The organism is Geodermatophilus sp. URMC 60 (assembly GCF_053502585.1).
Genome location: NZ_CP199958.1, coordinates 1,953,124 through 1,978,187, shown reverse-complemented (window position 1 = coordinate 1,978,187; position 25,064 = coordinate 1,953,124). Strand labels below are relative to the sequence as shown.

20 protein-coding genes and 1 pseudogene are annotated in these 25,064 nt (G+C 71.7%); 11 read left to right on the top strand and 10 right to left on the bottom strand.

From position 1 onward, the window contains the following. Positions 1-1,078: 1,078 nt before the first annotated feature. Complete coding sequence (locus ACWIX3_RS09520) at positions 1,079-2,071, bottom strand: hypothetical protein (protein WP_448611830.1); 993 nt, start codon at positions 2,069-2,071, stop codon at positions 1,079-1,081. 358 nt (positions 2,072-2,429) lie between these two features. On the opposite strand from ACWIX3_RS09520, the gene ACWIX3_RS09515 reads away from it, so the two are divergent. Then, complete coding sequence (locus ACWIX3_RS09515; RefSeq protein WP_448611829.1) at positions 2,430-3,164, top strand: hypothetical protein; 735 nt, start codon at positions 2,430-2,432, stop codon at positions 3,162-3,164. A 384-nt stretch (positions 3,165-3,548) separates the two neighbouring features. Here the strand turns inward: ACWIX3_RS09515 and ACWIX3_RS09510 are convergent, their stop codons facing one another. The 6 genes from ACWIX3_RS09510 to ACWIX3_RS09485 form a co-directional block, all read right to left on the bottom strand. Continuing rightward, on the bottom strand, positions 3,549-3,902 hold the full coding sequence (locus ACWIX3_RS09510) for a hypothetical protein (protein WP_448611828.1): 354 nt from the start codon (positions 3,900-3,902) through the stop codon (positions 3,549-3,551). Beyond that, on the bottom strand, positions 3,899-4,711 hold the full coding sequence (locus ACWIX3_RS09505; protein ID WP_448611827.1) for a CpaF family protein: 813 nt from the start codon (positions 4,709-4,711) through the stop codon (positions 3,899-3,901). Before ACWIX3_RS09505 ends, ACWIX3_RS09510 begins: the two co-directional genes overlap by 4 nt. 119 nt (positions 4,712-4,830) lie before the next feature. Beyond that, on the bottom strand, positions 4,831-5,010 hold the full coding sequence (locus ACWIX3_RS09500) for a GNAT family N-acetyltransferase (protein ID WP_448612454.1): 180 nt from the start codon (positions 5,008-5,010) through the stop codon (positions 4,831-4,833). A gap of 129 nt (positions 5,011-5,139) precedes the next feature. Next, complete coding sequence (locus ACWIX3_RS09495; protein WP_448611826.1) at positions 5,140-6,210, bottom strand: patatin-like phospholipase family protein; 1,071 nt, start codon at positions 6,208-6,210, stop codon at positions 5,140-5,142. 370 nt (positions 6,211-6,580) lie between these two features. After that, a complete protein-coding gene (locus ACWIX3_RS09490; protein ID WP_448611825.1) occupies positions 6,581-7,171 on the bottom strand; it encodes an RNA polymerase sigma factor in 591 nt (196 codons plus the stop codon). Between the two features lie 128 nt (positions 7,172-7,299). Next, positions 7,300-10,347, bottom strand: coding sequence for a BTAD domain-containing putative transcriptional regulator (locus ACWIX3_RS09485; protein WP_448611824.1), 3,048 nt, complete (start codon positions 10,345-10,347; stop codon positions 7,300-7,302). A 197-nt stretch (positions 10,348-10,544) separates the two neighbouring features. On the opposite strand from ACWIX3_RS09485, the gene ACWIX3_RS09480 reads away from it, so the two are divergent. From ACWIX3_RS09480 to ACWIX3_RS09460, 5 genes are read left to right on the top strand one after another with little or no spacing between them, the layout of a single operon-like run. After that, on the top strand, positions 10,545-10,811 hold the full coding sequence (locus ACWIX3_RS09480) for a hypothetical protein (protein WP_448611823.1): 267 nt from the start codon (positions 10,545-10,547) through the stop codon (positions 10,809-10,811). Positions 10,812-10,853: 42 nt separating this feature from the next. Next, the gene (locus tag ACWIX3_RS09475; protein ID WP_448611822.1) at positions 10,854-12,122 is read left to right on the top strand and encodes a cytochrome P450; all 1,269 of its coding nucleotides are present in this window, start codon (positions 10,854-10,856) and stop codon (positions 12,120-12,122) included. Between the two features lie 4 nt (positions 12,123-12,126). Further along, complete coding sequence (locus ACWIX3_RS09470) at positions 12,127-12,786, top strand: hypothetical protein (RefSeq protein WP_448611821.1); 660 nt, start codon at positions 12,127-12,129, stop codon at positions 12,784-12,786. Next, positions 12,783-13,331, top strand: coding sequence for a hypothetical protein (locus ACWIX3_RS09465; RefSeq protein ID WP_448611820.1), 549 nt, complete (start codon positions 12,783-12,785; stop codon positions 13,329-13,331). The genes ACWIX3_RS09470 and ACWIX3_RS09465 overlap by 4 nt, the downstream gene beginning before the upstream one ends. A gap of 3 nt (positions 13,332-13,334) precedes the next feature. After that, positions 13,335-14,738 carry a Dyp-type peroxidase gene (locus tag ACWIX3_RS09460; protein WP_448611819.1) on the top strand — a complete coding sequence of 468 codons (1,404 nt, stop codon included), beginning with the start codon at positions 13,335-13,337 and terminating at the stop codon, positions 14,736-14,738. Positions 14,739-14,854: 116 nt separating this feature from the next. Here the strand turns inward: ACWIX3_RS09460 and ACWIX3_RS09455 are convergent, their stop codons facing one another. Then, positions 14,855-15,496 carry a hypothetical protein gene (locus tag ACWIX3_RS09455; RefSeq protein ID WP_448611818.1) on the bottom strand — a complete coding sequence of 214 codons (642 nt, stop codon included), beginning with the start codon at positions 15,494-15,496 and terminating at the stop codon, positions 14,855-14,857. An 87-nt stretch (positions 15,497-15,583) separates the two neighbouring features. Between ACWIX3_RS09455 and ACWIX3_RS09450 the strand changes: the two genes are divergently transcribed. The 3 genes from ACWIX3_RS09450 to ACWIX3_RS09440 are packed head-to-tail and all read left to right on the top strand — an operon-like array spanning position 15,584 to position 17,067. Then, positions 15,584-16,123: a hypothetical protein gene (locus ACWIX3_RS09450; protein ID WP_448611817.1), complete on the top strand. Its 540-nt coding sequence runs from the start codon at positions 15,584-15,586 to the stop codon at positions 16,121-16,123. Further along, complete coding sequence (locus ACWIX3_RS09445; RefSeq protein ID WP_448611816.1) at positions 16,087-16,356, top strand: hypothetical protein; 270 nt, start codon at positions 16,087-16,089, stop codon at positions 16,354-16,356. The genes ACWIX3_RS09450 and ACWIX3_RS09445 overlap by 37 nt, the downstream gene beginning before the upstream one ends. Positions 16,357-16,401: 45 nt before the next feature. Further along, complete coding sequence (locus ACWIX3_RS09440; protein WP_448611815.1) at positions 16,402-17,067, top strand: hypothetical protein; 666 nt, start codon at positions 16,402-16,404, stop codon at positions 17,065-17,067. A gap of 1,364 nt (positions 17,068-18,431) precedes the next feature. Here ACWIX3_RS09440 and ACWIX3_RS09435 read toward each other — a convergent pair. Further along, on the bottom strand, positions 18,432-19,448 hold the full coding sequence (locus ACWIX3_RS09435; RefSeq protein WP_448611814.1) for a hypothetical protein: 1,017 nt from the start codon (positions 19,446-19,448) through the stop codon (positions 18,432-18,434). Between the two features lie 426 nt (positions 19,449-19,874). Further along, on the bottom strand, positions 19,875-23,897 hold the full coding sequence (locus ACWIX3_RS09430; RefSeq protein ID WP_448611813.1) for an nSTAND1 domain-containing NTPase: 4,023 nt from the start codon (positions 23,895-23,897) through the stop codon (positions 19,875-19,877). A gap of 429 nt (positions 23,898-24,326) precedes the next feature. Here ACWIX3_RS09430 and ACWIX3_RS09425 point away from each other — a divergent pair. Beyond that, positions 24,327-24,534: pseudogene (locus ACWIX3_RS09425) on the top strand (helix-turn-helix transcriptional regulator). Between the two features lie 170 nt (positions 24,535-24,704). Next, complete coding sequence (locus tag ACWIX3_RS09420) at positions 24,705-25,022, top strand: hypothetical protein (RefSeq protein ID WP_448611812.1); 318 nt, start codon at positions 24,705-24,707, stop codon at positions 25,020-25,022. The last annotated feature ends 42 nt before the right edge of the window (positions 25,023-25,064 follow it).

Below are 25,064 nucleotides of genomic sequence, written 5' to 3'. Positions count from 1 at the left end.
GGCGTCCCATTGCCGCCTGCCGCGGGGCCAAACCGAACCGCGATGCTAAGGCGGGACGGCACAAGCACACTGCGTAATGCTCGCCGAGAATTTGGTAGCGCATTGAGATCTCTTCAGGGTTTGTCGCCAGACATCCTGCCGCGCGCTCCCTACAACGCCCCGCACAGATGGCCGACGTCAGAGCTCACACTAGAGGGCTACACCCGGGTTGGCACCGAGTGGCTACTCCTGCGCAGACGTCTGGCTGAGTTGCCAGCCGCCGAGGCGGCCACCCTAGCCGGCATTCGCGCACGGTTGGAGGAGGCGCTGAAAGCAGCAGTCGCGGCCTACAACTTCTTGGAAGACGAGCCCGAAGAGGACTGCGTCCACACCCTTGCCCACGCCATAGGGGAGCTGCGGAGCGGATTGTTCGGGTGTCCCGTGACCGTCAAGGACCGGAGGCTCATCAACGACTGCCCTTTGTCGCTATTGCACTTTCGGATGGGCATGTCGATGGGCTTCACGGCTGCGAGGCTATGCTCCATCTGTCGCAAGCCGCTCGACGTATGTGAGCACTTGTTGGGAAGGGTGTACGCCACCAAAGTTGGCCGCGTGGGCGACACATGCACTGCCTGTGGCCTATCTGATTGTGATCACCAGGTTGGCGAGACAGTCCTGATGTGGCCGTCGGTGATGATTGCCGACATAGACCTTCGTGAAGTTAGTCTTGTCTACCGGCCACGCGACCCCCTGGCGCGAATATCCGAGTTCTCCTTTCCCATACCGAAGGGAAAGGAGCCGAGCTACCCTCCGGCATGCCTGTGTTGGCGTCCATGCTCGGGCTTCTGGGATCTTAGTGGAGGAACACGCGAACGCACGCTCGCCTGACTCACTCCAGGTGGGATCTTTTCCTGGGTACACCCATGAAGCCTCAATCGCTACCTCGGAGCAACGACCCCCAGGTGACGCCGCTGCCCTGATCAACCGCCGTCTGGCGGCCTTGACCGAAGCCGGGCGTTGGCACCCGCGCGCCCTTGGCCAGCCCCGGCTTCCATTACACGAGCTGCTGGGCGAGCCCGACCACCGCCCGGCCGGAACGCTAGGGCTTCTCCGGCAGGTCTTCGTACAGTCCCAGTATTTCCAGGTCCTGCTCATCGGCCTCGCCAGCCGCGGCTCGTCGGCGAATCTCCTCAAGCACAGGTCCGGCCTCGCCGCCCCGCGGCTGTCCCTTCTTATGCAGCCAGATCACCAGGTTGCCAGACACCAGGTTGCCGTCCACCAGCTGGAATGGGCCGTCCGTGGTGTTGTCCGACCGGTTGGTGTTGCGGTGATGCACGTCCTCGGTCGGTAGCAGCGGTCGGCCGAGCACCTGTTCGGCGATGTATCGGTGCTCCCGCACGGTCTTCCCGTTGACCGTGATGACTCGATAGCCGTTGCGGGGGTCCAGGTGACCCGCGCCCCTGGGAGCGCGCCGCTTGATCGGGGCGTCCCAGTCCGGCTTGCCGGCCAACTGGCGTCGGTAGTGGGTCTGGCAGAGCCCCTGGGTATGGGACAGACCGTCGCAGTCCTTGACCTCACAGGGGACGCCCTTGGGCTTGTAGTCCCTAACAGGGGTCAGCGGGTGACCGGAGTACCGCTGCTGGGCGTGCGTCCCGCACAGGCCGCCGGAGATGGCCGCGCGAGCGCAGCCCGGACCTTCGCAGGTCTTGCCCAGGTTGCGCTGTCGGCGCTGGACCTCAGCAAGCGGGTCGCCGTGGCGCTTCCAGCGGTTGTAGTGGTCCTCGCAGTACCCGCGCGACTTGTGTTCGTTGGCGCAGCCCTCGACGGTGCACGTCTCGGGTCGCTTCTCCATGCGGACGACGCCGGGGTCGCCCGTGCGATACCAGCGCAGGTAGTGCATCCGGCACAAGCCGCGAGTCTTGGTGGGACGATCGCATCCTTCCTCGGAGCACTCGGCGGCCTGGCGGACGTAGCGGCGGATCGGGCCGGTGGTGTCGCCTCGCCGGCGGGCGCGCTGATAGCACCGCTTGCAATAGCCAGACGTCTGTGCGACGCGGTCGCAGCCCTCCCACCGGCACAAGGTCGTCGTCATGCCGCCGCACGATAGAGGGCGCCACTGACAGTTGCTCGCAGCCTGAGATCTTTGAAGAGCAGGACGCACATCTCTCTGGAGCCATGGGGGGCACGAGCGCCCCTCGTCCTGCGGTTGAGTCGCCAGCAACGGACTCTGTCGAGGGGGACAGACCCCGCCGGGGAGCCGGTCCGCCCCGGCGGGGGGCTGCCGCGCCCGGTCCCGGCCGCCCTCGTCCGCATCCGCCCGACCGCGAGCTGATACGACGATCAGGATCAGGACAGGCCTGGCCAGTGGTGGGCCGGACGGAGGAGGCCCAGTTCGGGCCTCGGCCATCCATGGCCAGCTCGGCCGCGCGGGTGACGGCTACCCTGCGCCGATGAGGGTCGGCGTGTACGTGGACGGCTACAATCTGTACTACGGCGGGCGGCACTGCTGCGGTCGGGGTGCGGGCGGCTGGAAGTGGATCGACGTCCGAGGGCTCGTCACGGATGCCATCAACAGTCAGGGCAGCTGGTCAAATGTGACAGTTGATCGCATCGTGTACTGCACAGCACGGGTGGACGCCGTGACGAACCCGTCGGCTCACGCAGATCAGGACGTTTACCTCAAAGCGCTGCGAGCAACGAGCAGCGTCGATTGGATCGAGTACGGGAACTATGTCGCCCGGACCAAGACGGGGCTACTTGCAACGGATGACCCGCAGACGAAGAAGCCCGTCATCGCACACTCGGCCTGGCCGATCATGGTTAAGGACGCAGCGGCGGCCGACGTGCCGAACGCCCGGTTCATGGTCCGGTATCTCCACCTCGAGGAGAAGGGCAGCGACGTCAACGTGGCGTCGCACCTGCTGCTCGATGTCCTGTCTCAAGCAGTCGATGCGGTCGTTGTTGTGTCCAACGACAGTGACCTCGCCTTCCCCATTAGAGCGGCACGCGATCGTGTCCCGGTTGGCTTGATCAACCCCAGGGGGACCTACTTCGCGGGCGACCTCACCGGGAAGAAGACGGATGGAGTCGGTGGACACTGGTGGTGGAAGCTGAAGGCAGCGACCTACCGCCGCCACCAGCTTCCCGACCCCGCTGGAGGTTTCACTCGCCCTGCGGGGTGGTGACGCGCCGCACTGTCTACCGGTAGACAGCACGTAGACCCTGGGGCTACAGTCAACGTGCTTACTCACCCGGCCCCTCGTGGGCCGGGTCTTTTTTTGTCCCTAGCCAGGCAGGTCGCCAACGATCCTGCGCTAGGAAGGGCGGCGTCGCACGTTTGCGACCATCATCGCGGCGGCCCGCCGGCCTCGAGCGGCCGGCGCTTGTCGGCCTCCCGGACCTCGGCAGCCTGGGCGCGCAGCACCTCGGGCCAACGTGTCGACCGACGTCCGGTCGGCCACCTGCTTGCAGCGCCTGCACCAGCGGCACACCGCCGATCCGGCGACCTTCCCTGCTGCGTGGGCCGGGTCGTAGACCTTCACCGCGAGCCGGGAAGCTATTCCCGGGCTTCAGGCTGTTAGGTCGTCACACACACTCTGGACTGCGGAGAGACTGCCCTTCAGCGCCGCGAATGCCGCGCCGATCTCAACGGGATGCGTGGCAGAGGCAACAGCTAGCGCATCCTCGCGCGCCTGATCCATGGCGCGGACCAACCGGTCGTCGCCGGGTGCATAGCCGGAGAGCTGGCCCAGGATTCGGCTCGCTACCTCCTGCTGACCGCTCCGACCGCCCATGCGGCTACTGAGATCAAGGTCAGCTACACCGTCACAGGCCACGCGGTCCGCCTCGCCCGCCTCGCAGCCAGCCAGGAGAATAACGAGGGCCGCCAGCGGCACGGAGACCACACGGGCGAAGCGCGTCATCCCCTGCTCATCGTCCGTAGCCTCGTTGCCCTTGAGCCAGACGCCAGCACGCGCTGGGCCGCCACTTGAGCTGACTTGTGTACTTGCGTTGACTCCGGAAGCTCGAACACCTCCTCGCAGGTGATGACCCGTTCGCGCGCGGGGATGGCCGCACACAGGCAGTTCAGCAGCGTGGTCTTGCCGGCCTGGGTGCCGCCGGCGACCAGCACGTTGAGCCCGGAGACGACCGCCGCCTCGAGGAAGCCCGCCGCCTGCGGGGTGAGCGTGCCGAGGGCGACCAGCTCGTCGAGGGAGTGCGCCTGCAGCACGAACTTGCGGATGTTGACCGCCATGTGCCGGCGGGTGATGTCGGGGATGACCACGTGCAGCCGTGACCCGTCGGGCATCATCGCGTCCACGAAGGGCGTCGACATGTCGATCCGCCGGCCCGAGGAGCGCAGCATCCTCTCCACCAGGTCGGCGAGCTCACCCGGCGCCAGGATCGTCGTCGTCAGCTCCGACCGGCCCCGCCGCGCCACGAACACCCGGCCAGGCTCGTTGACCCAGATCTCCTCGACCTCCGGGTCGTCCAGCCACCGCTGCAGCGGTCCGAACCCGGCCACCCGGTCGAGCACGTCGCGCACGACCACGTCGGGGTCGCCGATCGGCGGCAGCGCCGAGGTCAGCGACCGCTCGGAGTAGTCGGCCACCACGTCACGCACCAGCAGCCGCACCGGACCGGGGTCGGTGAACGGGTCCAGCCCGCGCCGGCGGATCAGCTCCCGCACCTCGTCGTCGACGACCTCCAGCGCACTGGTCGCAGTCGGCACGGCACCCCCGTCGTTCACCCGGTCAGGACGACGACGGACAGTAGGAGGACCGGGCGGTCCGCGGGCGCCGGTCACCACGATCTGTGGACAGCGGGCGCGCGGCCCCACCCGGTCGGGTGTCACCCGACGCCGGCGACGGTGGAGCGAGAGGGCAGGCAGCTGCCTCGGCGAGGCAGCGCCTGCAGGCCGTCGTCGGTGGCGATCAGCCACGGCCGGCGGCATCCCGCGGCCCGGGCGTGCTCGACGCAGGTCCGGACGAGGGCCTGGCCGACGCCCCGGCTCTCGACCGCCGTCCCCAGCGGAACCAGCTCGCACTCGTCCCTGCGGACGGGCGACCGGCACCGAGCCCCGGTCCCGCTCCAGGGCGGCCCGCACCCGGGCGGCGTCGTCCTCGGTGCGACGCCGAACGGTCGGTGCGCTGCCCCTCGCTACGTGCGGGCCGTGTCAGCCGCGCGGGACGGCTCTCGCGTGTCGGGAGCCGGCGCCGGCTGCGGGATCGCCGGCTCGGTCGCGAGCCACGCGGTGCGGCGGGCGAGGTAGGCGTCCCAGTCCCAGCTGTCGAGGAACTTCTGCGCCGCGGTGCGGCCGTTCTGGTACAGGCGGTCGGCGGTCGTGCGGTCGAGGTCGAAGTCGGTCGCCTGGACGCCGTCGGTGTCGACGAAGATCGTCCGCTCGACGACGTCCGGGTCGTTCAGGTGCGCCCGGTCGGTGTGGCCGATCAGGGTCTTCAGCAGCGCCAGGCTCAGGCTCGCCGGGCCGGTCACCTCGAATCCGGGGGGCGTGGCCGGGCCCTTGGCGGAGAGCTTGATCCCGAAGGTCGGCCAGCGCGGTGGTCGACCGTCGCGGCGGTCGAAGACCTCGACCGGGAAGTTCGACAGCATCCCGCCGTCCACCAGGACGACGTCCCTGTTCGCCCGGACGTCCCTGAGCGTCACCGGCTCGAAGAAGAACGGGATGGAGGCCGAGGCCCGGGCGGCGTCCGCGACGGGGACGTCGCCGGCCACGAGCCCGTAGCGGTCGTAGTCCACCGGGAAGGCGCGCATCACGCCGCAGGTGACGTCGGAGACGATCACCGTCAGTCGGTAGCGCTTCTCCGGTGGCAGGGCGGAGCCCGGGTCCTGCTCCTGGGTGATCTCGAAGTCCTTGAAGGTCCTCACCCCGCGCTCGGCCAGCCGCTCGGCCAACCACTCGCGGAGGTACCGCCCCTCGTAGACGCCCTTGTCGAGTGCGATCGACAGCGCCCGGCCGAGGAACGGGATGCGATCCACCAGGCTCCTGTCCTGGAACCGGCGCCAGTCCAGACCGGCCATGATCTCGGCCAGGCGCGCCGCAGGGGTCCTCGCGGCGACCAGCGCCCCGACGATCGCTCCGGCCGACGTCCCGGCGACCCGCTGGACGTCGTATCCGGCCTCCTCGAGCACCGAGACCGCGCCGACGAGACCGATGCCCTTGACGCCACCGCCCTCGAGCACGAGGTCGCACTTCTTCAGCTCGGTCATCGCTCCCCATCTCCACCGGAAGGACGCGTGAACAGACGATCCGCCCGGATGACGGATGGGCACAGAGCCCTGCGTCCGCGGGCTCCGCCGGCCCGCTCCTGCTCGCGGGGTCCTGGGCAGGACGCCGGGGCGATCCCCACACGCGCGTCAGCGACCGGGGGGCTCGCAGACCGTGGCGGCCGCCCGCGGGGTTCCTTCCCGGAACCTCCACCGCTGCTTCCTCCTGGAAGCAGCGGTGGAGGTTGCTCCGACCATGTCCCTCCCGGCGGTGGACGTGCCTCCCACCCGTGGGGATCGGCCCGAACCCCGCCGCCGCCGCGCATGGTGGGCAGTGGTCGAGGACGGCGACCCTGGTCGGATCCCTGCGCCATCAGCTCAGGACGAGGTCCCGGAGCCCGACCGTCGCCAGCGACTCCCTGAGGTGGGCGAGGATCCGGGCGCGCGTCGGACCGATGCTGCCGACCGGCATGCCCAGGCGGGCGCTGATCTCCTGGTAGCTGATCGGAGGAGACGCGACCAGCAACTCCATCAGCTGCCGGTGCCGGTCGGGGAGCTCGGCCAGCGCGCGACGGACCAGCACCTGCTGCTCCCGCCGGAGCGCGGTGGCCTCGGGCCCGTCCTCCTCGGGGCCGTCGGGCCGGACGCCGCCCACGGGGCCGCGGTCCTCGTCCCAGTCGACGAGCTGTTCACGGCCCCCCTGCCGGATGACCTGCAGGCACACCCGGCTGGCGGTCGTCTTCAGCCACCCCGCCACGTGCTCGGGCTCCCTGAGGTCGGCGACGTGCTCGACCAGCCGCAGCCACGTCGTCTGCACCGCGTCCGCGGCCTGCGCGTCGTTGAGCCGGAACCCGCGGACCACCGACCACAGCAGTCCGGCGTACTCGTCGACGATCGCGTTCCACGCGACCGGGTCGCCCTCGGCAGCACGGTGGACCAGCACGGTGACCTCGGCAGGCTCCATGTTCCCGTTCCTCTCGTCCGCTCGGCGCACCGCGCCGACACGGGAGAGGTTCGGGGGGCCGCGCTAGCGGAACGCCAGCCGGACGAAGCCGCTGGTCAGAGGGGCAGGACTGCGGCGGGGCGCCGTCGTCAGCGGTGGGCGGCGAGCTGCTGGGCGAGCGCCCGGGTCCGCGGCTGGGGTGGCACCCCGAGCTCGTGGAGCATCCGCTGGCAGCGACGGAGTGCCCGGTGGGCGTCGACGAGGTCGCCCTCGGCGAGGTGGACCGCGACGAGGAGCTGGTACGCGTCCTCCGAGCAGTCGTCGGCCCGCAGGGCCCGCTCGGCGAGGATCCGGGCGGTCGGGGTGTCGCCGCGCGCGAGCAGCAGGTTGCCGGCCCGGACGGCGCTCGAGACGAACCTGCTGCGCAGGCGGTCCCGCTCCCACTCCAGCCAGCTCCCGCCGGACACGTCGGCGAGGAGGTCCCCACCCCACAGCTCCGCCGCCTGCAGGTAGGCCGAGAGTGCAGCCGAGGGCGCGCCCTGGCGCTCCAGCCGGGCCGCCTCGTCCAGGGCCCGCTCGAACTCCAGCACGTCGATCTGGAGTGCTTCGTCGACCACCAGGTGCAGCACCGCGCCGGCGCTGCGCAGGAAGTACGGCGGGTCGAGCTCGCCGCGCTGGGGTTCGAGGACGTTCTGCAGGTAGGCGAGGGTGACGCGCAGGTTCTTGCCGGCTGCCGCGTCGTCGAGGTCCGGCCACAGCTCCGAGGTGATGGCGGTCCGGGTCGGCCGGTCGTGGACGAGCAGGTAGCCGAGGAGCTGACGCACCCGCTCCCTGCGCAGCTCCGGAGCCGTGACGACCACTCCGTCGCGGCGGAGCTCGAGCGGGCCGAGCGCCCGCAGGTGCAGCCGGGCGGTCGGCACCGCCGGGATCGTGCGCAGCAGGGCGCGCGCGGTGGCCGCGAGCGGGGCGGAGGAGGCGGTTGCGGCCTGGGCTCGCAGGGTCGGCCGGGCGCCGGGCCCGAGGGCCTCGACGACCGCTCGGGCGCCGTCCTGACCGGCGGCGACCATCCCCAGGGCCAGCTCGGTCGTCCACGGCACCGGGAGCAGGGCACGCAGGACCGGCCAGGCACTGGGTGGGACGGCGCCGGCCGCTGCCGTCGACCCGCGCTCGCGCAGCTCGACCAGCGCTCGCGCCCCGGTGTGCAGGTCGGCGAGGGAGCCGGGTGGCGGGTCGGCGTCCCACCGTTCCCGGATCCCGGGCACCAGCACGTAGAGCAGCGGCAGCGCGACCGGGGAGACCCGCACCGCGCCGGAGAGGCGCCCGCCGTTAGACGGGGCGATCGACCGCAGCGTGGCCGTCGCCTGCTCCTCGGCGCCCACCGACAGGGCGTGGAAGACCTCCGCCAGCGTCCCCGCGAGGGGTGCCCACGCGACCGGGGAGGCGGCGAGGACCGGCCGGGACGTGCCGAGGAGCTGCTCGGCCTCCTCGTGCCGCCCCAGGACGTCGAGCAGGGAGACCGCGCAGGTCACCAGCTCGGGGGAGGTGAGCACCTTGTCCGGCTGCATGTCGCCGAGCAGGTAGGGCAGCAGCCGCTCCGCCTCGTCCAGGCGTCCGCGCAGCCGGAAGGACTCGAGGAGCAGGCACCGCGAGACGCCGTGCATCGTCGTCGCCGGGTGCGACAGCGACCGCCGGGCCAGCACCTCGCCGGCCGGGGCGTCGCCGAGCTTCAGGAGCACGAGCTGAGCGTGCAGCCACTCCTGCACCGGGTTGAGGGGCGTCCGGGACATCAGGCTCGGGACCGCCAGCGCCGAGCGGACCTCGTCGGTGGAGTGCGCCAGGACGCCCTGGAGGAGCGCGACGATGGCGGACGCTCCCGGGTGCCCGTCCCGTGCCAGCTCCTGCAGCTCCTGGAGCAGGGCCTCCATCCGGCGCCGGTCGTTCCGCCAGAACGCCAGCTGGACCAGTGCGTTCAGGCAGGCGTAGCGCACGCCGTCGACCGTCTCCCCGCCGGCGAGCGCCTGGGCGAGGAACTCCTCGGCCGCGCCCGGGCTGGTCGGCTCCGCCACCATGGCGGCGAGCAGCAGCCCCTCCGGGCTCCGCTGCACCTCGTGCGGAAGCCGGCGCAGCCACGACTCGAGGACGTCGGTCGGCACGAGCGCGGTGCAGCACTCGCACACCTCGACGACCAGCCGCCGGACGTCCTCCCACGCCCTCGCGTCGAGCAGCAGGCCCATCGCCTCCTGGTACTGCCCCCGGCCGCGCAGGACGTCGGCCGCGGTCCGCCGCGCCTCGGCCACCTGTCCGGAGTCGAGGTGGTGCTGGAGGGCCGCTGCCCACAGCCCGTGCAGCGACCACCACCCCGAGCGGGAGTGCACGACCAGGGGCAGCCCGTCGAGCAGGGACCGGAGGTCCACGTCCCGGCCGAGCAGCGCGGCTGCGATCTCCTCGTCCGCGCCGCCGACGGCGACGAGCAGCGCCAGCGCGTGGCGGCGCTCCGGCGTCAGCTGGGCCAGCAGCTCCTCCCAGACGTACCCGCTGACGGCGAACGGGCCAGCCGTCGCGGTCAGCTCGGCCAGGGCCGGCCAGCCACCGACGTCGCTGAGCAGCTCGGGCGGGACGCCGCGGGACTCGGCGAACGCGGCGACCTCGTCCTCGCGGAACTGCAGCTCGTCCTCCCGGAGGACCACGGCGTCCCCGTTGGCCACGAGCCGGGAGACCGACAGCGGGAACGGCGGCCGCGAGGCGAGGACGAGGTGACCGTTCCTCGGCAGCTCCTCGACCAGGTGGCCGAGGAACCGGCCGGCCGGCGATCCCGGCGTCACCAGGTGGACGTCGTCGAGGACGAGGGCGATCTGGCGCGGAGCGGCGCTCCAGAGCGACTGGGCCACCGCGACCGCGGCCTGTTGCGGGTCCTCGGGCACCGGAGCGGAGAGCCCGACCGCGGCGAAGGCGCCGGAGGCGAGGACGGACAGCGTGGTGTCGTCCGGCTGACAGGTCAGCCACCGGTCCTCCCCCGCCGGCGAGAGCGCGTTCTCGCTGACCGCCTGACCCAGCAGCGAGGTCTTGCCGAAGCCGGCGGGTGCGACCACCACGGTCAGGGGACGCTCGAAGCGGCTCCGCAGGACGTCCAGCAGCCGCGGCCGCACGATCAGGTCCCGGCTGGCGAGGGGCGGCATGTACCTGAGCGCCCGGCTCATGGAGCCGACTCTAGGGACCACGCGCGTGTCAACACACCCGCTTCCGCGTCGCTGACGCGCCGCTGACGACATCTCCTCCCGCCGGTGTATCAGCGCGGGGGGCTCGCGCCTCTGTGTGCAGAACCGACCTCATCGGGACCCGGCCTGGCGCTCCTCGGTCCGCCGGTGTGCGCCCGGACGTCAGGAGGGAGGCGGTCATGAGCGGGACGGATGGCGGGTGGTGGGCCGACGACCGGCTCGTGGCGCTCCTGACCGGGGCGCAGGACGACGAGGAGGACGACCGTGCCGAGGTACCGACGTCCGCCGCGCAGGACGACGAGCCGGCCGGGATTTCCCTGGAGGCCGTCGTCACCGCGGGGCGGGCCGCCTTCTGCTGGCTCGACGTGGTCGTCTCGTTGCGCAACGCCGACCGACACCAGGAGTCCGTCACGGGAGCCTCGACCGCCGGCGAGTCCGGCCACTAGCTTGTCCGCTCCCCGAAGCGGATCGACGGCGACCGAGGGGCGGTGACCACCGTGCAGGTGCCCGGGAAGCGGGTCGACACCGCACCCCCGCTCCTCGTCGACGAGGTCCGGCGACGCATCGCGTCCGGGCTGGCGAGGGTGCTCAGCCGGAACCGGGTGGCCGGCCTCGGGCCCGTGCGCCGGCACCGGCCGCTGTCCGGGGTGGGCCGGTCCCTGGTCGTGGTGACGCGCCGCGAGGACGTCGACGAGGTGCTCGACCACACCGAGGCCTTCGCCTTCCCCTACGCGCACCACCTGCCCGGGGCGTTCCTCCTCGGGTCCGGGCCCGCCGAGCACCCCCGGCAGCGCGCCGAGATCGACGCCGTGCTGCGCTGCGAGGACGCCGAGCGGCTCCGCCGGCTGGTGGGCGTCGCGGCGGAGGAACGGGTCGAACGCGCCCGCCGCACCGGACGCATGGAGGTCGTCGGCGAGCTGGTCCAGCCGGTGTTCGACGTCGTCCTCGACGACTACGTCGGGTGCCCCGGCCCGGACCCGGTGACCCGTCTGCAGTGGGGCCGCGACCTGTTCGAGCACATCTTCCTCAACCGCGGGGAGATCCGGTCGGTCGCGGAGCGGGCCGAGGTCGCCTGGCGACGGTGGGAGGCGCACCTGGCCGCGCAGGTCGAGGAGGTCCGCCGGACCCCGGAGGGCCCCGACACCCTGCTGCGGCGACTGGTGCAGCGGCAGGAGTCGGATCCCGGGACCGCGCTGGACGACGCGGGGATCAGCGGCAACGTGATCGGGATGGCCATCGGCTGGCTGTGGCACGGTGCCCGGGCGGCCCTGCTCGGCGTCGACGAGCTGCTGGGACGTCCCCCGGCCCTGGAGTCGGCCCGGCAGGCCGCGGGGGACGGCGACCTGGAGCAGCTGCGCCGCCTGCTGTGGGAGGTCTACCGGTTCCGGCCGGTCCAGCCGCGGATCTCCCGACGGTGCACCGCGGAGACGACGCTGGCCGCCGGCACCCCGCGGGCCCGGCCGATCCCCCGCGACACGACGGTCTTCGTGGGCACCCACTCGGCGATGTGGGACGAGACGGCCGTGCCCGATCCCGAGGACTTCGACGCCACGCGGGCTGCAGGGCAGTACCGGGTCTTCGGGGGCGGTCCGCACCAGTGCCCCGGGGAGCACGTGATGGGCGTCCAGCTGCCGGCGCTCCTGGCGCCGCTGCTCCGCTCGGAGGGACTGCGGCGCGCGCCCGGCCGGGCCGGACGCACCCGCTGGGAGGGGTTGTTCCCCGGGCGCCTCGAGGTCGAGTTCGGCGAGAGGACCTGAGACCGTGGGCTACCGCTCCTTCCCGACTCCGGGCCGGCTCGCCGTCGCCCGGGCTCAGCAGGCTGCCCCGCCGGCCGTGGCCGTGGCGCCCCGGACGGCCGCACTGCGGCCCGACACCGCCGGCCGGGCGGGGATGATCACCGTGCTGACGGCGGTCGAGCCCCTGGGCGCCCTGTGGCTGCGGGTGCTGTTCGCGCTGACCCGCCGCATCCCGGCGCTCACGGGTCTCGGCCCGCTGAGGTCGGTCCACTTCATCCGGTGGACCGTCGTCCCCCGGCTGCCGTACAACGGGCGACCGCAGGTCCGGGAGCGCCTGCCCCACCGGCTCCTGCTCTGGGAGACCGTCTACAGCGCACCGACGGAGCCCTACGTCGAGACGTTCGTGCACGCGGTCGGCGACAAGGTCCGGAAGATCTGGCGCACCTCGTACGGGTTCCCGGGCACCGGGTCGGTCACCGCGCTGGCGGGCTACATCGGCGAGCTCGGCATCCCCGGCGCCCACTCGTGGTCGGCCCACCGCGAGGCGACCGTCCGCACCGTCCTCTCGGCGCTGGAGGTCGCGAAGGAACACCGGTACCTCGCCCGGGCCGCCCGGACCACCAGCCCCGAGGAGTTCGCGGTGCTCTACCGCGGCTTCCTCGCCCGACGGGAGGGGGACCTGTGAGCCACACCTGGCCCGCCACGCCGCTCACCGTGCTGACGCCGGTGGTCCCCGGTCGGGAGGGCGCGCTCCGGGAGGCCCTGGCGCGGCTCCCGCAGGCCGCGGACAGTCCCTTCAGCCGGGTCGCCGAGACGCACTTCGCCCGCTGGGTGGTGATCGCCGGGGCGCCCTGGCGGTACCGGGGTCTGCCCCGCCGGACCCGGCCGCTGCGGATGCAGTACCTGCTGTTCACCAGCACCGCCAACCGCCGGCCCGAGGAGCACGTGGAGGACCTCCGCACCGGGCTCGGGAGCGACGCCGACGCGGTGTGGGGTCACTGCGTCGGCTATCCCGGACACGACCATCCCGCCGAGTTCCGCCGCTACCTGCTGCACAACCGGCTGCCGGTCCACCGGTGGTTCGCCGCGTACGAGGCCACGGTGCGGGAGGTCGGGGACGCCCTCGACCTGCGGCGCCGGCACGCCCGGTTCGCGATGCAGGCGCAGGAGGTCGACGACCTCGACCTGCAGAAGGCCTTCCTCACCGAGTTCGGGAACGACGGGACCTGAGCCATGGGCGCAGTGCTCGCCCTGGACGACGTCCAGGGCAACATCCTCAACGGGTACGGCTTCGGTCACGCCGTCCACCTGCTGCTGCACGCGGACACCGCCGAGGCGGCCCGGCAGTGCCTCCGGCAGGTCGAGGGCCGGGTGACGACCGCGGTCCGCTGGCCGGCGGACGACCGCCCCTGCACCACCCTCAACGTCGCGGTCACCCACAGCGGGTTCGCGCGGCTGGGGCTCCCGCCGGCGCTGCTGGCCCGGTTCCCGGAGGCCTTCCGCGAGAGGCCCCGCGACCGGGCCGCCGAGCTGGGCGACGTCGGGCGCAGCGACCCGGGGGGATGGGACGAGCACCTGGGCACCGGCCACGTGCACCTGGCGCTGACCGTCTGCGCGCGGGAGCGGGACGACCTGTCGGCGGAGTGGCGGCGGCTGCGCGAGGAGGTCGAGGCGATCCCCGGTCTGACGGTCGCCGTCGAGCAGGAGACGCACGACCTGGCGCACCGGCGGGAGCACTTCGGCTACGCCGACGGGTTCTCCCAGCCCGACATCGAGGGCGTCGAGCGGCCCAGCCACCACCGGGCGCCCTGGGACAGCGGGGTCGGCGTCCCCCTCCCGGACGGCGGGTGGGAGCCGGTGAAGCTCGGCGAGTTCCTCCTCGGCCACCCCGACGAGGACGGTCAGGTCGACACCGAGCCCGACGCGGACCTGGTCCGCAACGGCACCTACGTCGTCTACCGCAAGCTCGAGCAGGACGTGCCCGGCTTCCAGGCGTTCCTCGCCGAGGCCGCGCGCCGGACGGGGCTGGCGCCGGAGCTCCTCGCGGCGAAAATCATGGGCCGCTGGCGGGACGGGACGCCGCTGGCCACCCACCCCTACCGCACCCCTCCGGGCGACCTCACCGACGTCGCGACCGACCAGCCGGCCAACGACTTCCGGTACCTGCCGGACGACCGCGACGGCCACCGCTGCCCACTCGGCGCCCACGTCCGCCGGGTCAACCCCCGGGACGCGCTGGACTTCGGCGGTGCACTCCGCGAGAGCGGCAGGCTGACGGCCCGGCACCGGATCATCCGCCGGGGCATGCCCTACGGGGACCCCTACGACCCGGAGCACGACGGCGCCGCCGGCCCCCGTGGGCTGCTGTTCATCTGCTTCAACGCCGACATCGCCCGCCAGTTCGAGACAGTGCAGGCGCACTGGTGCAACGACGGCGACACCTTCGGCCTCGGCGACGACCGTGACTGGTTCATCGGGGGCGCCGGGGGGAGTCAGAAGATGACCATCCCGATGCCCGAGGGCCGTCCGAGGTTCGTCGAGGTGCGGCCCGACCTCGTGGTCACCCGCGGCTGCGAGTACCTGTTCGCGCCGGGGATCGGGGCGCTGCGCAAGCTGGCCGAGGGGGCCTTCGGGTAGTCGCCCGGCGGAGCGTGGTCAGGGGTCGACGTAGCGGTCGCGTTCGACGAGGAACTGGCCGGTGGCGGTGTTGGCGTCGACGAACTCCGGCAGCAGCGGGATGCGCACCGTCACGGTCACGCACACGGAGAACTCCTCCCCCGCGTCAGCGTCGGCGCGTACCCGCCCGCGGCGTCGCAGCCGGCACCGGCCGGGGCGTAGGCGACGCGGACGTCGGTGGCCTCGATCGACTGGTCGGTCACCGCCAGCCGGGCCGCGGCCTCCGCGCGGGCCGCCCCGGTGACCGGGTCGGGCGCGGTGCCCATCGCCCGCCCGGCCTCACGGGCGGCCGCGGTCGAGGCGAACACCCCGCGCTGCACCGCCGAGAGCCCGGCCACGATGTAGACCAGCGGCACGAACACCACGATCGCGATGAACGTGAACTCGACCAGCGCCGAGCCGCGCTCCGCGGACGACCCCTCTGCAGGTGGAAGGACCTCCCTGCCCCTCACCGCTCGGAAGCTCGCGGCGGGACCCTGCAGGGAGGTCGGCAGGGGGCAAAGGGGTCCTTCTTCAGCCACCGGTGGTGACGGACGCCAGGGCGTTGGTGACCGCGGCGACTTCGCCTCGCGGAACGGGATGAGGATGGCCAGCACGAGCGCCGCCGTCATCACCGTGATCATCACCCAGCCGGGCACGTCGCCCCGCTCGGCGTCGTCCCCGCGCAAGCGGTCGGCCAGTGCGGCCAGCGCCGCCAGGACCCCCGTGAACAACGGCATGCTGCGTCCTTCCTGTCGCGTCCGCGGGCTCATCGCGCCAGCGAGACGATGCTGATCAAGCCGGGGTAGGGCGAGCTGACCTTGGCCATGCGCACGGGGGACGACCCGGGCGCGGTGTTCGACGCGCTGGCCGCCCGCGGCCAGATTCGCCTGCACCCCGATACCGCCGCACTGCAGCAGACGCTGGCCACCCTCACCGCCGCCCATCACCGCGCCGGCCAGCGCCTGGCGGTGGTGGTGGACACTCGCGAGCAGGCCGCCGAGCTGGGCGCCGCTATCCGGGAGCGGCTGGTCGCCGACGGCTGCGTCGACGACCGCGCCGCGGTCACCACCCGCGTCGGGCAGCGGATCGGCGCCGGGGACCGGATCGTCACCCGCCGCAACGACCGCGACCTCGGGGTGGCCAACCGCGACACCTGGACCGTCACCGCCGTCGGCCGCCACGGCGACGTCGTTGTCACCCCGGCCGACGCGGCTCCTGCTGACGTCACCCCAACGCCGTCACCCCGGCGGACGCGGGAAAGCGGGTGCTGCCCGCCGACTACGTCATTTCACATGTGGAGCTGGCGTATGCCAGCACGGCGCACGGAGTGCAGGGCGACACCGTGCTGGCGGCGCACGTGGTGATCGGCGAGCACACCGGCGCGGCGTCGGCCTATGTCAGGATGACCCGCGGCCGCACCGCCAACACCGCCCACCTCGTCGCCGCGGACCTGGCCGAGGCGCGGGCTCAGTGGATCACCGCCTTTGGCCGCGACCGGGCCGACCTCGGCCCCGGCCACGCCGCCCAGCTCGCCGCCGCCCACTACGCCGCATCCCGCCCGCTCACGCAGGTCCTGGCCGACCAGTACGAGGCGTAGACCGCCGAGCAGCGCTGCCTGACCCGGCTCGCCGTCCTGCAGCCGATGCGCGAGACCCTGCAGGAGATCATCCCGCTGCACCAGGACTCCGCCGATCAGCTGGCCGCCCTCACCGACGCTCGCCGGCAGGCCGAGACCGCCGCGCGGCAGGCGGCCGAGCGGGCCGCCGCCAGCCGGGTGATGGTCGCCGCCGAGGCCGACCAGCTCCGGGGCAGGCTGCTCGCTCGCTGGGACAGCGGGCGCGATGCCGCACGGGCAGCGGCCACCGTGGTGCTGGGCCGCCCGGGCCGGTTCGGGCTGCGCCGGCCCGCCGTGGCCCGTGCCACCGACCAGCTCACCGACTGGGCCGACCGGTGGCGCCCGTACCTCCCAGACCTGCCCACCGACCCCGGCCGGCTCGCGCAGGACGCCGGCCGGCCCGACAACCGCCCGGCGCTTGTGGCGGCCTTGGGCGCCGTCGCCCGCCGCGCCGCCGAAGACGCCCACCCCGAGCACGCCACGCTGCGTGCGGCCGCCCGCGCCGCCGAGCACGCATACGAGCAGGCGCGGCAGGCCGTGGCCGAGGCCGGCCGCCGGCGGGACCAACAGCTCGGCCGGTACGGAGCACTCGGCCAAACCCCGGACCCAGTGGCGGCGCTGGCCGACCTCGACCGTCAGATCGCCGCCCCCAGCACGAACTGGCCGGGGCACAGGCGCGCATCGCCCAGCTGACGACCGAACCGGCCCTTCTCGGCCAGCCGGCCGACCGGCTCGCCGCAGAGCGCCACGCCCGGCGCGCAGCCCGAGACGCCGACGCCCAGCGGCGCGCAACCCCTCCCTCGCGGCCGACCGCCTCAACCTCAGGCATCCTCGCCCGCATCCCGAGCGCCTCAAGCCGACCGTCGACCGCTGGACCACCACCCCAGGCCTTAGGCGATAGGCAGTGCCTCCGTAGCCGGCGGGCCGCCAGCAGGCACCGCGTCAGGCACCGCGGCAGGCAATGTTCGCCCCAAGCGGCCCACTCAAGGATTCCGGCGCGCTCGCAGACCCCTTCACGTACGCGCTGGATCGGAGGACAGTCAGACAGAGGCAGGCCGATTTCTCTACTACTCAGCTGCCAGCGCTAGCGAGGGGATACACCTGCACTTGCCCCGTCGCGGCGATGGCTTCCGACGATGATGCACGTCGAATCACTCAATCCCCTCGGGCTGTCCTTCCTACTGACGATAGAAGGCTGCAATCAGGGACGGCGGACGGAGTTCCGCTGACGTGGATCCTCCCGAGTCAGATGGAGATTGTTCCTGAGATGAGGACGACCTGTGGCCACAGCAAACGCCGGTCCCTCTCATCGGGGCCGACGGTTCCATGGGTGGGGAAGCAGATACGACTTCGCGCCCCCGGAACCGGGTGGGCGCGCTACGTCCAAGAGGTAGGTCAGTTCGGACACCGAGAGCGGAGAGGCATGTCGGACCGGCGGAAGTGCGCCGGTCGTACGGCGAAGTTCCTGCTCGTCATCGTCCCCCTACCGTCGGCTGCGGGGGCGGTGCCACTGCGAACGTTGAACCAAACCGAGCGTCACGGGAGAGGCATGTGACCGCAACCCCCCATACCCGTTACCAGCCCCACACCCCTTGAGTGCGGGCGGCCGTTCCAGCCGCCAGCCGCCGGCGGGCTGACCTTGACCGGGCGGTTTCCCGCCATCGCGCCGGCTGACGAGCGGGCGATTACGGGCATGGTCGAGATTGTTAGTCGGGAGGCCGTCCGGGGGGTGAGCGCTCCGCGCGCTGACGTGTTCCTTGTCCGGAACGGCCGCATCGCGACCGTTCCGGTGGCGCAGAATCGGATCGGAGTCCGATGGAATCTCGCTCCGGGAGAGCCCAAGCGCCTGTCCGGTGAGGCGACTCTCTCATCCTGCGACCCCGATGGCGGCTCCGTACCCCCCGGCACCTACCAGCTGTATGCGCGGGTGATAATCATCCCGGATGACGGAACGGGCATTGAGTGCTTCGGCGGGCCATGGTCGCTTGAGCTTCGCTGACACGCCAACGGCCGGGATCGTGGGCGCGACGCCCGGCCGTTCGCTTGCGGCCAATGGCTCAGCCGGTCACGAGGCTGACGCCTAGCGCGGAGGCTACGACACTCCACGGCTGCACGTAGTCCGTGGTGGTGGTGCCACCAATGATCTGACCGCAGATCCAGATGCCGCCGGAGGTGTCCTTGTAGTAGAAGGCGCCGCCCGAGTCACCGTGCTCCGAGATGGTGCCACCCGTGTAGACGATGACGGGCGAGGCACAGCCGCCCGAGGATCCACAGTACTGCCCGTTAGTGGCAGTCACCGTGTGACCGCAGTGCTCGCCGGTGGTTCGACCGCTGTGGCAGTAGTTGTCGAAGCCGACGTCGACGGTGCCGGCCCCAACCACGGGGGCGCTGGTGCTGCTGGTGACGCCGCCGGTGAAGACCCGGCCCTCGTAAAACTGGCCGCCGATGAGCTCCACGTCCATGGTCGCGCCGGGGTCTGTGAGTTCGTGCCGGTCAGAGACGGTGCCGACTGTCTGTCCGCCGGACTCGGTCAGGACTGTGGCGCCGTCGGTGAAGCAGTGACCGGCGGTGGTCATGAACCTAGTCCCGGCGGAGTCCTGCACGGCAAAGCCGGACGAGCACACGGTATCCCCGACCGCGAGGCCAGCGCCGCCAAAGAACGGCGGGCTGTCGTCGCGGCGACTCGCCTCGTCGGTCGTGGTGGTGCGGCGCAGCTGTTCGGTCGTGGTGGTGCGGCGCAGCTGCAGCTGGCTCGCCGCCTGCCGCTGGTCGAACGACGCGCCGGATAGGTCGGTCAGCGAGGACACGAGGTCCGCCGGCGCATCCGTGTTGAGAATGATCCTGCCGGTGTCCGGATCGACGTAATTGCCGAACATGTAGTTGGCGTCATGGGTGGCGACGTAGCGAGCGATCCGCGCCTGGATGGTTGCCAGCGCCGACCTCGCCGCGGGCCACTCGACGGCCTTGGCACCGGCGATCCGGTCCGGGGCGCGGCCGTCGTCCACCGTCGCCGCGCCGGAGAGGGCAACGGCGTGGTCCCCGTCCGCCGCAGCCTGCGCCGGGCCGATGCCCATAATTGTGAAAGCAGCGGTCGCGGCAACGACCGCACTAACGAAGATCCTTTTCGCCCTGGGCAAGTTGAACTCCTTTCCGGTGCACCCCGATCCAGCGTTAGATCGCCGCCATCCTGTATGTCGAGGACCATCGCCTTCCAGCGAGGCAAGCGCCGGCACGGTGCAGCGGGTCCTCGCTCGAGCAACAGCCGCAACGCCGGACCGACGGCAGGCCGCGGCGCCATCCCGCCGTCACCGCGTAATCAGTTCGCCTCGAACCTTGTGGACTGCCGACCTTTCTGGCCGATAGTTGGAGGCGATACCAGTAATCGACATGGGATCCTCCCCGAGCGGTACAGACGCATCATATGCTTCGGGACGGGCTTGCTTACTGTTTTGGGCGCGGTCAGTTACCCCGGCAACATGAAGGCTTGTGCTAGTTGAGCCTTACCACGAGCTATCTGAGTATTGGGCCGCTGGGGCATTGGATGGTGCACCTTGGCCAGAAGGCAGGTCGGGACAGGTGCGCTCGTATGGAACCCCTGGCAATAGCTGGTTCCAATTGGCCATGGACAGGTTGCGGTTGACTAGCTTGCAGCCGACCGTCACCCAGGACGTAAATAGCGGATCCCATAGTCGTGTCGTGGTATCCCCACTGGTAGTGGCGAGCAGTTGTCCGTTCGGGCTGAACGCCACCCCATGCACCCAGCTTGTGTGACCGGTCAGTGGGGCGCCGTGGGGTTGGCCGGTGGCCACGTCCCACAGCCGCACCGTGGCATCGTTACTGGTGGTGGCCAGCAGGGCGCCGTTTGGGCTGAACGCCACGTCAAACACGTAGTCGGTGTGGCCTTCCAGCGGGGCGCCGTGGGGTTGGCCGGTGGCCACGTCCCATAACCGCACCGTCCGATCCCAACTAGTGGTAGCCAGCAGTTGTCCGTTTGGGCTGAAAGCCACGCTCCACACGTAGTCGGTGTGGCCTTCCAGCGGGGCGCCGTGGGGGTGGCCGGTGGCCACGTCCCACAGCCGCACTGTCCGATCGTCGCTGGTGGTGGCCAGCAGGGCGCCGCTTGGGCCGAAAGCCACGCCGCGCACGTAGTCGGTGTGGCCTTCCAGTGGGGCGCCGTGGGGTTGGCCGGTGGCCACGTCCCACAGCCGCACCGTCTTGTCCCGGCTGACGGTGGCCAGCAGGGCGCCGTTCGGACTGAACGCCACCCGGTACACCTCGCCGGTGTGGCCTTCCAGTGGGGCGCCGTGGGGTTGGCCGGTGGCTACGTCCCACAGCCGCACCGTCTGATCGTCGCTGGTGGTGGCCAGCAGGGCGCCGTCCGGGCTGAACGCCACGTCCTGCACCGTGTTGGTGTGGCCTTCCAGTGGGGCGCCGTGGGGGTGGCCGGTGGCCACGTCCCACAGCCGCACCGTCTGATCGTCGCTGGTGGTGGCCAGCAGGGCGCCGTCCGGGCTGAACGCCACGCTCCACACCCCGGCGGTGTGGCCGGTCAGCGGTCGGCTGATGGAGTATGTCTCGGCTACGTCCCACAGCCGCACCATCCGATCGGTGCTGGTCGTGGCCAGCAGGGCGCCGTCCGGGCTGAACGCCACCCCATTCACCGTGCCGGTGTGGCCTTCCAGCGGAGCGCCGTGGGGTTGGCCGGTGGCCACGTCCCACAGCCGCACCGTCTCATCGTTACTGGTCGTGGCCAGCAGGGCGCCGTCCGGGCTGAACGCCACCCCATTCACCGTGCCGGTGTGGCCTTCCAGCGGAGCGCCGTGGGGTTGGCCGGTGTTGGGGTTCCACAGCCGCACCATCCGATCGGTGCTGGTCGTGGCCAGCAGGGCGCCGTCCGGGCTGAACGCCACCCCATTCACCGTGCCGGTGTGGCCTTCCAGCGGGGCGCCGTGGGGTTGGCCGGTGGCCACGTCCCACAGCCGCACCGTCTGATCGTCGCTGGTGGTGGCCAGCAGGGCGCCGTCCGGACTGAACGCCACGTCCATCACCGCGCCGGTGTGACCTTCCAGCGGGGCGCCGCGGGGGTGGCCGGTGGCCACGTCCCACAGCCGCACCGTCCGATCCCAACTGGTGGTAGCCAGCAGTTGACCATCGGGGCTGAACGCCACTCCGGTCACCGCCTCGGTGTGGCCTTCCAGCGGGGCGCCGTGGGGTTGGCCGGTGGCCACGTCCCACAGCCGCACCGTCCGATCCAGGCTGGCGGTGGCCAGCAGTTGTCCGTTTGGGCTGAACGCCGCGCTCCACACGTAGTCGGTGTGGCCTTCCAGCGGGGCGCCGTGGGGTTCGCCGGTGCCCACGTCCCACAGCCGCACCGTCCGATCCAAGCCGACGGTAGCCAGCAGCCGCCCGTCCGGACTGAACGCCACCCCGTGCACCCCGTCGGTGTGGCCGGTGAGCAGCCGTGATGCGTGAGTGACCCGGCCCAGCGCGGTCATGAGCCCGACCGAGGGCCGCGGTGACTGGTCGCGGGCCAGGCTGAGGCTCTGCAAGCCGGCCAGGATCGCCATGTCCGGCCGGTTTCTGTCGACCAGTCGCTCCGCCTCTCCGGCGAGCTGTCTGGATTGGGCCAGCCGGGTCTGCGCCTGAGCCTCCTGTCTTGCGCTCATGGCCAGCCCTACGGCCACTAGCGCGACGACCAACAGCGCCGCCAAGCCGCAGGCGAGCCCGCGCAGCCGTCTGACGGAGCGGCGGGTAGCCTCCAGCTCTCGGGTCGCCAGCGATCGGCTGGCCTGTAGGAACTCTTCCTCCAGCCGACCGAGCTCTCCGGAGTGCTGAGCCGCCCACTCCTCGATCGCGGCCAGCCGCCCCCCGCGCAGCAGATAGGAGTCATCGCGCCGGCCGTGCTGCCAGTCGGCGGCCAGTCGCTCCAGCTCCGAGCGCAGCCGCAGCAGGGTCCGGTCGGCCTCGATCGCGTCACGTAGCGGCGGCCACTGCCGCAGCAGCGCCTCGTGCGCGACCTCGACGACCGCCTCTGCGCCAGGGTTGGCCTGGTCGTGGTCGCTGACGAGCAGGGAAGCGTCGACGAAGGCGTCGATCACCACCCGCTCCTCGGCGCTGAACGCGTCGCAGCGCACCCGCCGGCGGGTCGGCTGCTCGTCTCCGACGACCGAGGCCAGCCGGATCAGCGTGGGCAGCACCAGGGAGCCCAGGCCACGCCGGTGCAGCTCGTCGGTCAGCCGGTCGGCCCGGTGCCGCAACGCACCGACGACACCCCCGACGGCCTCGTAGTCGTCGGCGGTGACGGTGCCGTCTCGTCCGGTCCGCTGGTAGAGCTGGTGCAGGGTGTAGCCCAGCAGGGGCAGCGCGTCCCCGCCGGCGGTGTCCTCCACCATCCGCTCGACCAGCCCGGGCTCCAGGTCCAGGCCGGCCCGCTGCGCCGGGCGAGCGATCACCTCGGCCAGCCGGGCCCGGCTCAGTGGCTCGATGACCAACGGGTCGTCGACGGCCTCGGCCAGCCCGGCACGGTCGGGGGCGGTGCTGAGGAACTCCGAGCGCAGGGTGGCCACCGCCCACACCGGGCTGTCCTCGTGCAGCGCGCCGGCCAGCAGCTGCAGGAACGCTCGCTGTTCGTGGGCGCCGGTGCGGGTGAGCAGCTCCTCGGCCTGATCGACGACCACCAGCACACCCGGCCGCCCGGCGCCGTTCGCGCCCAGGTCGGCCAGCTCACCCGCCAGCTCGACGAGCCCCGCCGACCCCCGATCCAGGGCCACGGCCAGCTCCTCGGCCGGGCGAGGGCGGCCGCGGGCGGCGAACGCCCGGGCCAGGCAGCTGGCCAGTGCGGCGGTGGGCTGCCGCCCGGGCCGCAGCGGCGGCACCACCACCCACCGCTCCGGCTGCCGGGCCAGCCGCGGGAGCAACCCGGCGTGCACCAGCGAGGACTTGCCGCTGCCCGACGGGCCGACCACGGCCACCATCCGGCCCGGGCCGCGCTGCAGGGTGGGGGTCAGCAGCTCCACCAGCCGGTGTGTCTCCGGCTGGCGGCCGAAGAACACCGCCGCATCCTCAGCAGCGAACGGCACCAGGCCCGGATACGGCGAGCGGGCCGGGTCCCAGGCGAAGGAGTCGGCCGGATCCAGCCCGGCCGAACGCAACCCGGCTAGCAGCCGGGTCATCCCCTGCTCGGTGCCGGTCAGGTCGGTCCACTGCACGTCGGTCAGCAGCGGCAACGCCACCCTCGAATGCAGCCGCAGCGGAAACACCGGCCGCCCCAGCGAGCGCGCCAGGCCGATCTCGATCGAACACCACCGAGAAGCGACCGAGGCTTCACTTGCCAGGAACACCAGGGCATCGGTCTTCCGCAGCTGGGCGTACAGCTCGCGCTCCCAGTCACGACCGACGGGAATGCCCTGCTCAGGGTCGAAGTCAACGAACAACGCGGCGAATCCTGCGGCCCGCAGCCGCTCTATCACCCGTTCGGTGACGGCCCGATCCCGACTGCTGTGGCTGATGAACACCGAGGCCATTGACCCCGCCCCTTTGCTGGCGCATCTGTTACATCGGGACCGTGCCCGCTCCGGCCAAGGGAGGCTTGCAGCCGTACCGTCACCGAGGTGTCACCCCGGCATCACCCCGCACATCGCCCGCCGGATGATCCCCACGGGTCCGGCCGAGGTCGGCACCGCTGGATCGTGGAACGCTTGCTGGCCTGGCTGACCGGCTACCGCCGGCTGGCCTTCGGTACGAGTGGGCGCCCGGCTGATCACCGCATTCCTTCCTGCAGTGCCCCCCGTCAGGCGGGCATGTTCAGCCGACAGGGGTCACCTCAGGAGCGGTTGCAGGAAACGACTGGAGATTTTCTGCAGGATCCTGCGGTGGGCTGTCAGGACCAGCCCTGATCTGGCGCCTTCTCCGGTGACGGGTTTCAACCCAACCGGCCACACCAGGAGCCAGGCATGTCCGACCAGACCGCCAGCCGCGAGCCCGAATTACTCACCATCACCGAAGCGAGTTCCCCTGCGCCCCCGTGGCCACCCTCCGGTACTGGCGGCACCTGGGACCGGCCCACGCAGCGTCCGCCTCGGCCGCTGCGTGCTCTACCGCCGCGACGACCTCCGCAGCTGGATCGACCGCCAGCGCGCCGAGACGGCCGGCCACCGCTGACCCTTGAGATTGCCGTAAGCGGCCAACATGGAGGGATGGCCTGCCCCAGCCAGGGGGGCGTGGGAGCCGGGCACCAACTCGGGTGCGCGCGGTGGCAGCGTTCCGGTCAGTGAGGGAGCCCAGACTGTGACGGCCGGGGGTCCGACACAAGGAGATGGAGGCGGTCAGCGGTGGCGTCGATCGCAAGAAGGCCTGACGGCACGTACCGCCTGCGATACCGGGATGAGAACAGTAAGGAACATGCCCGGCACTTCAAGCGAAAGGCCGACGCGCAGCGGTGGCTAGACGAAGTAACGGCTTCGGTGGTCACCGGCAGCTACGTCGATCCGCAGGCTGGCCGCGCGACATTCGACTCTTACTGTCGAGCCTGGTCGGAGCGGCAGGTGTGGGCGCCGATGACCGAGGTGCAGATGGATTTAGTCTGGCGCAAGGTGACGTTCGACTCGGTGCCCATGGCAGCCCTCCGTGCCTCGCACCTGGAAACCTGAGTTGAGGCGATGGTGGCGGACGGGTACGCGCCGAATACGGTG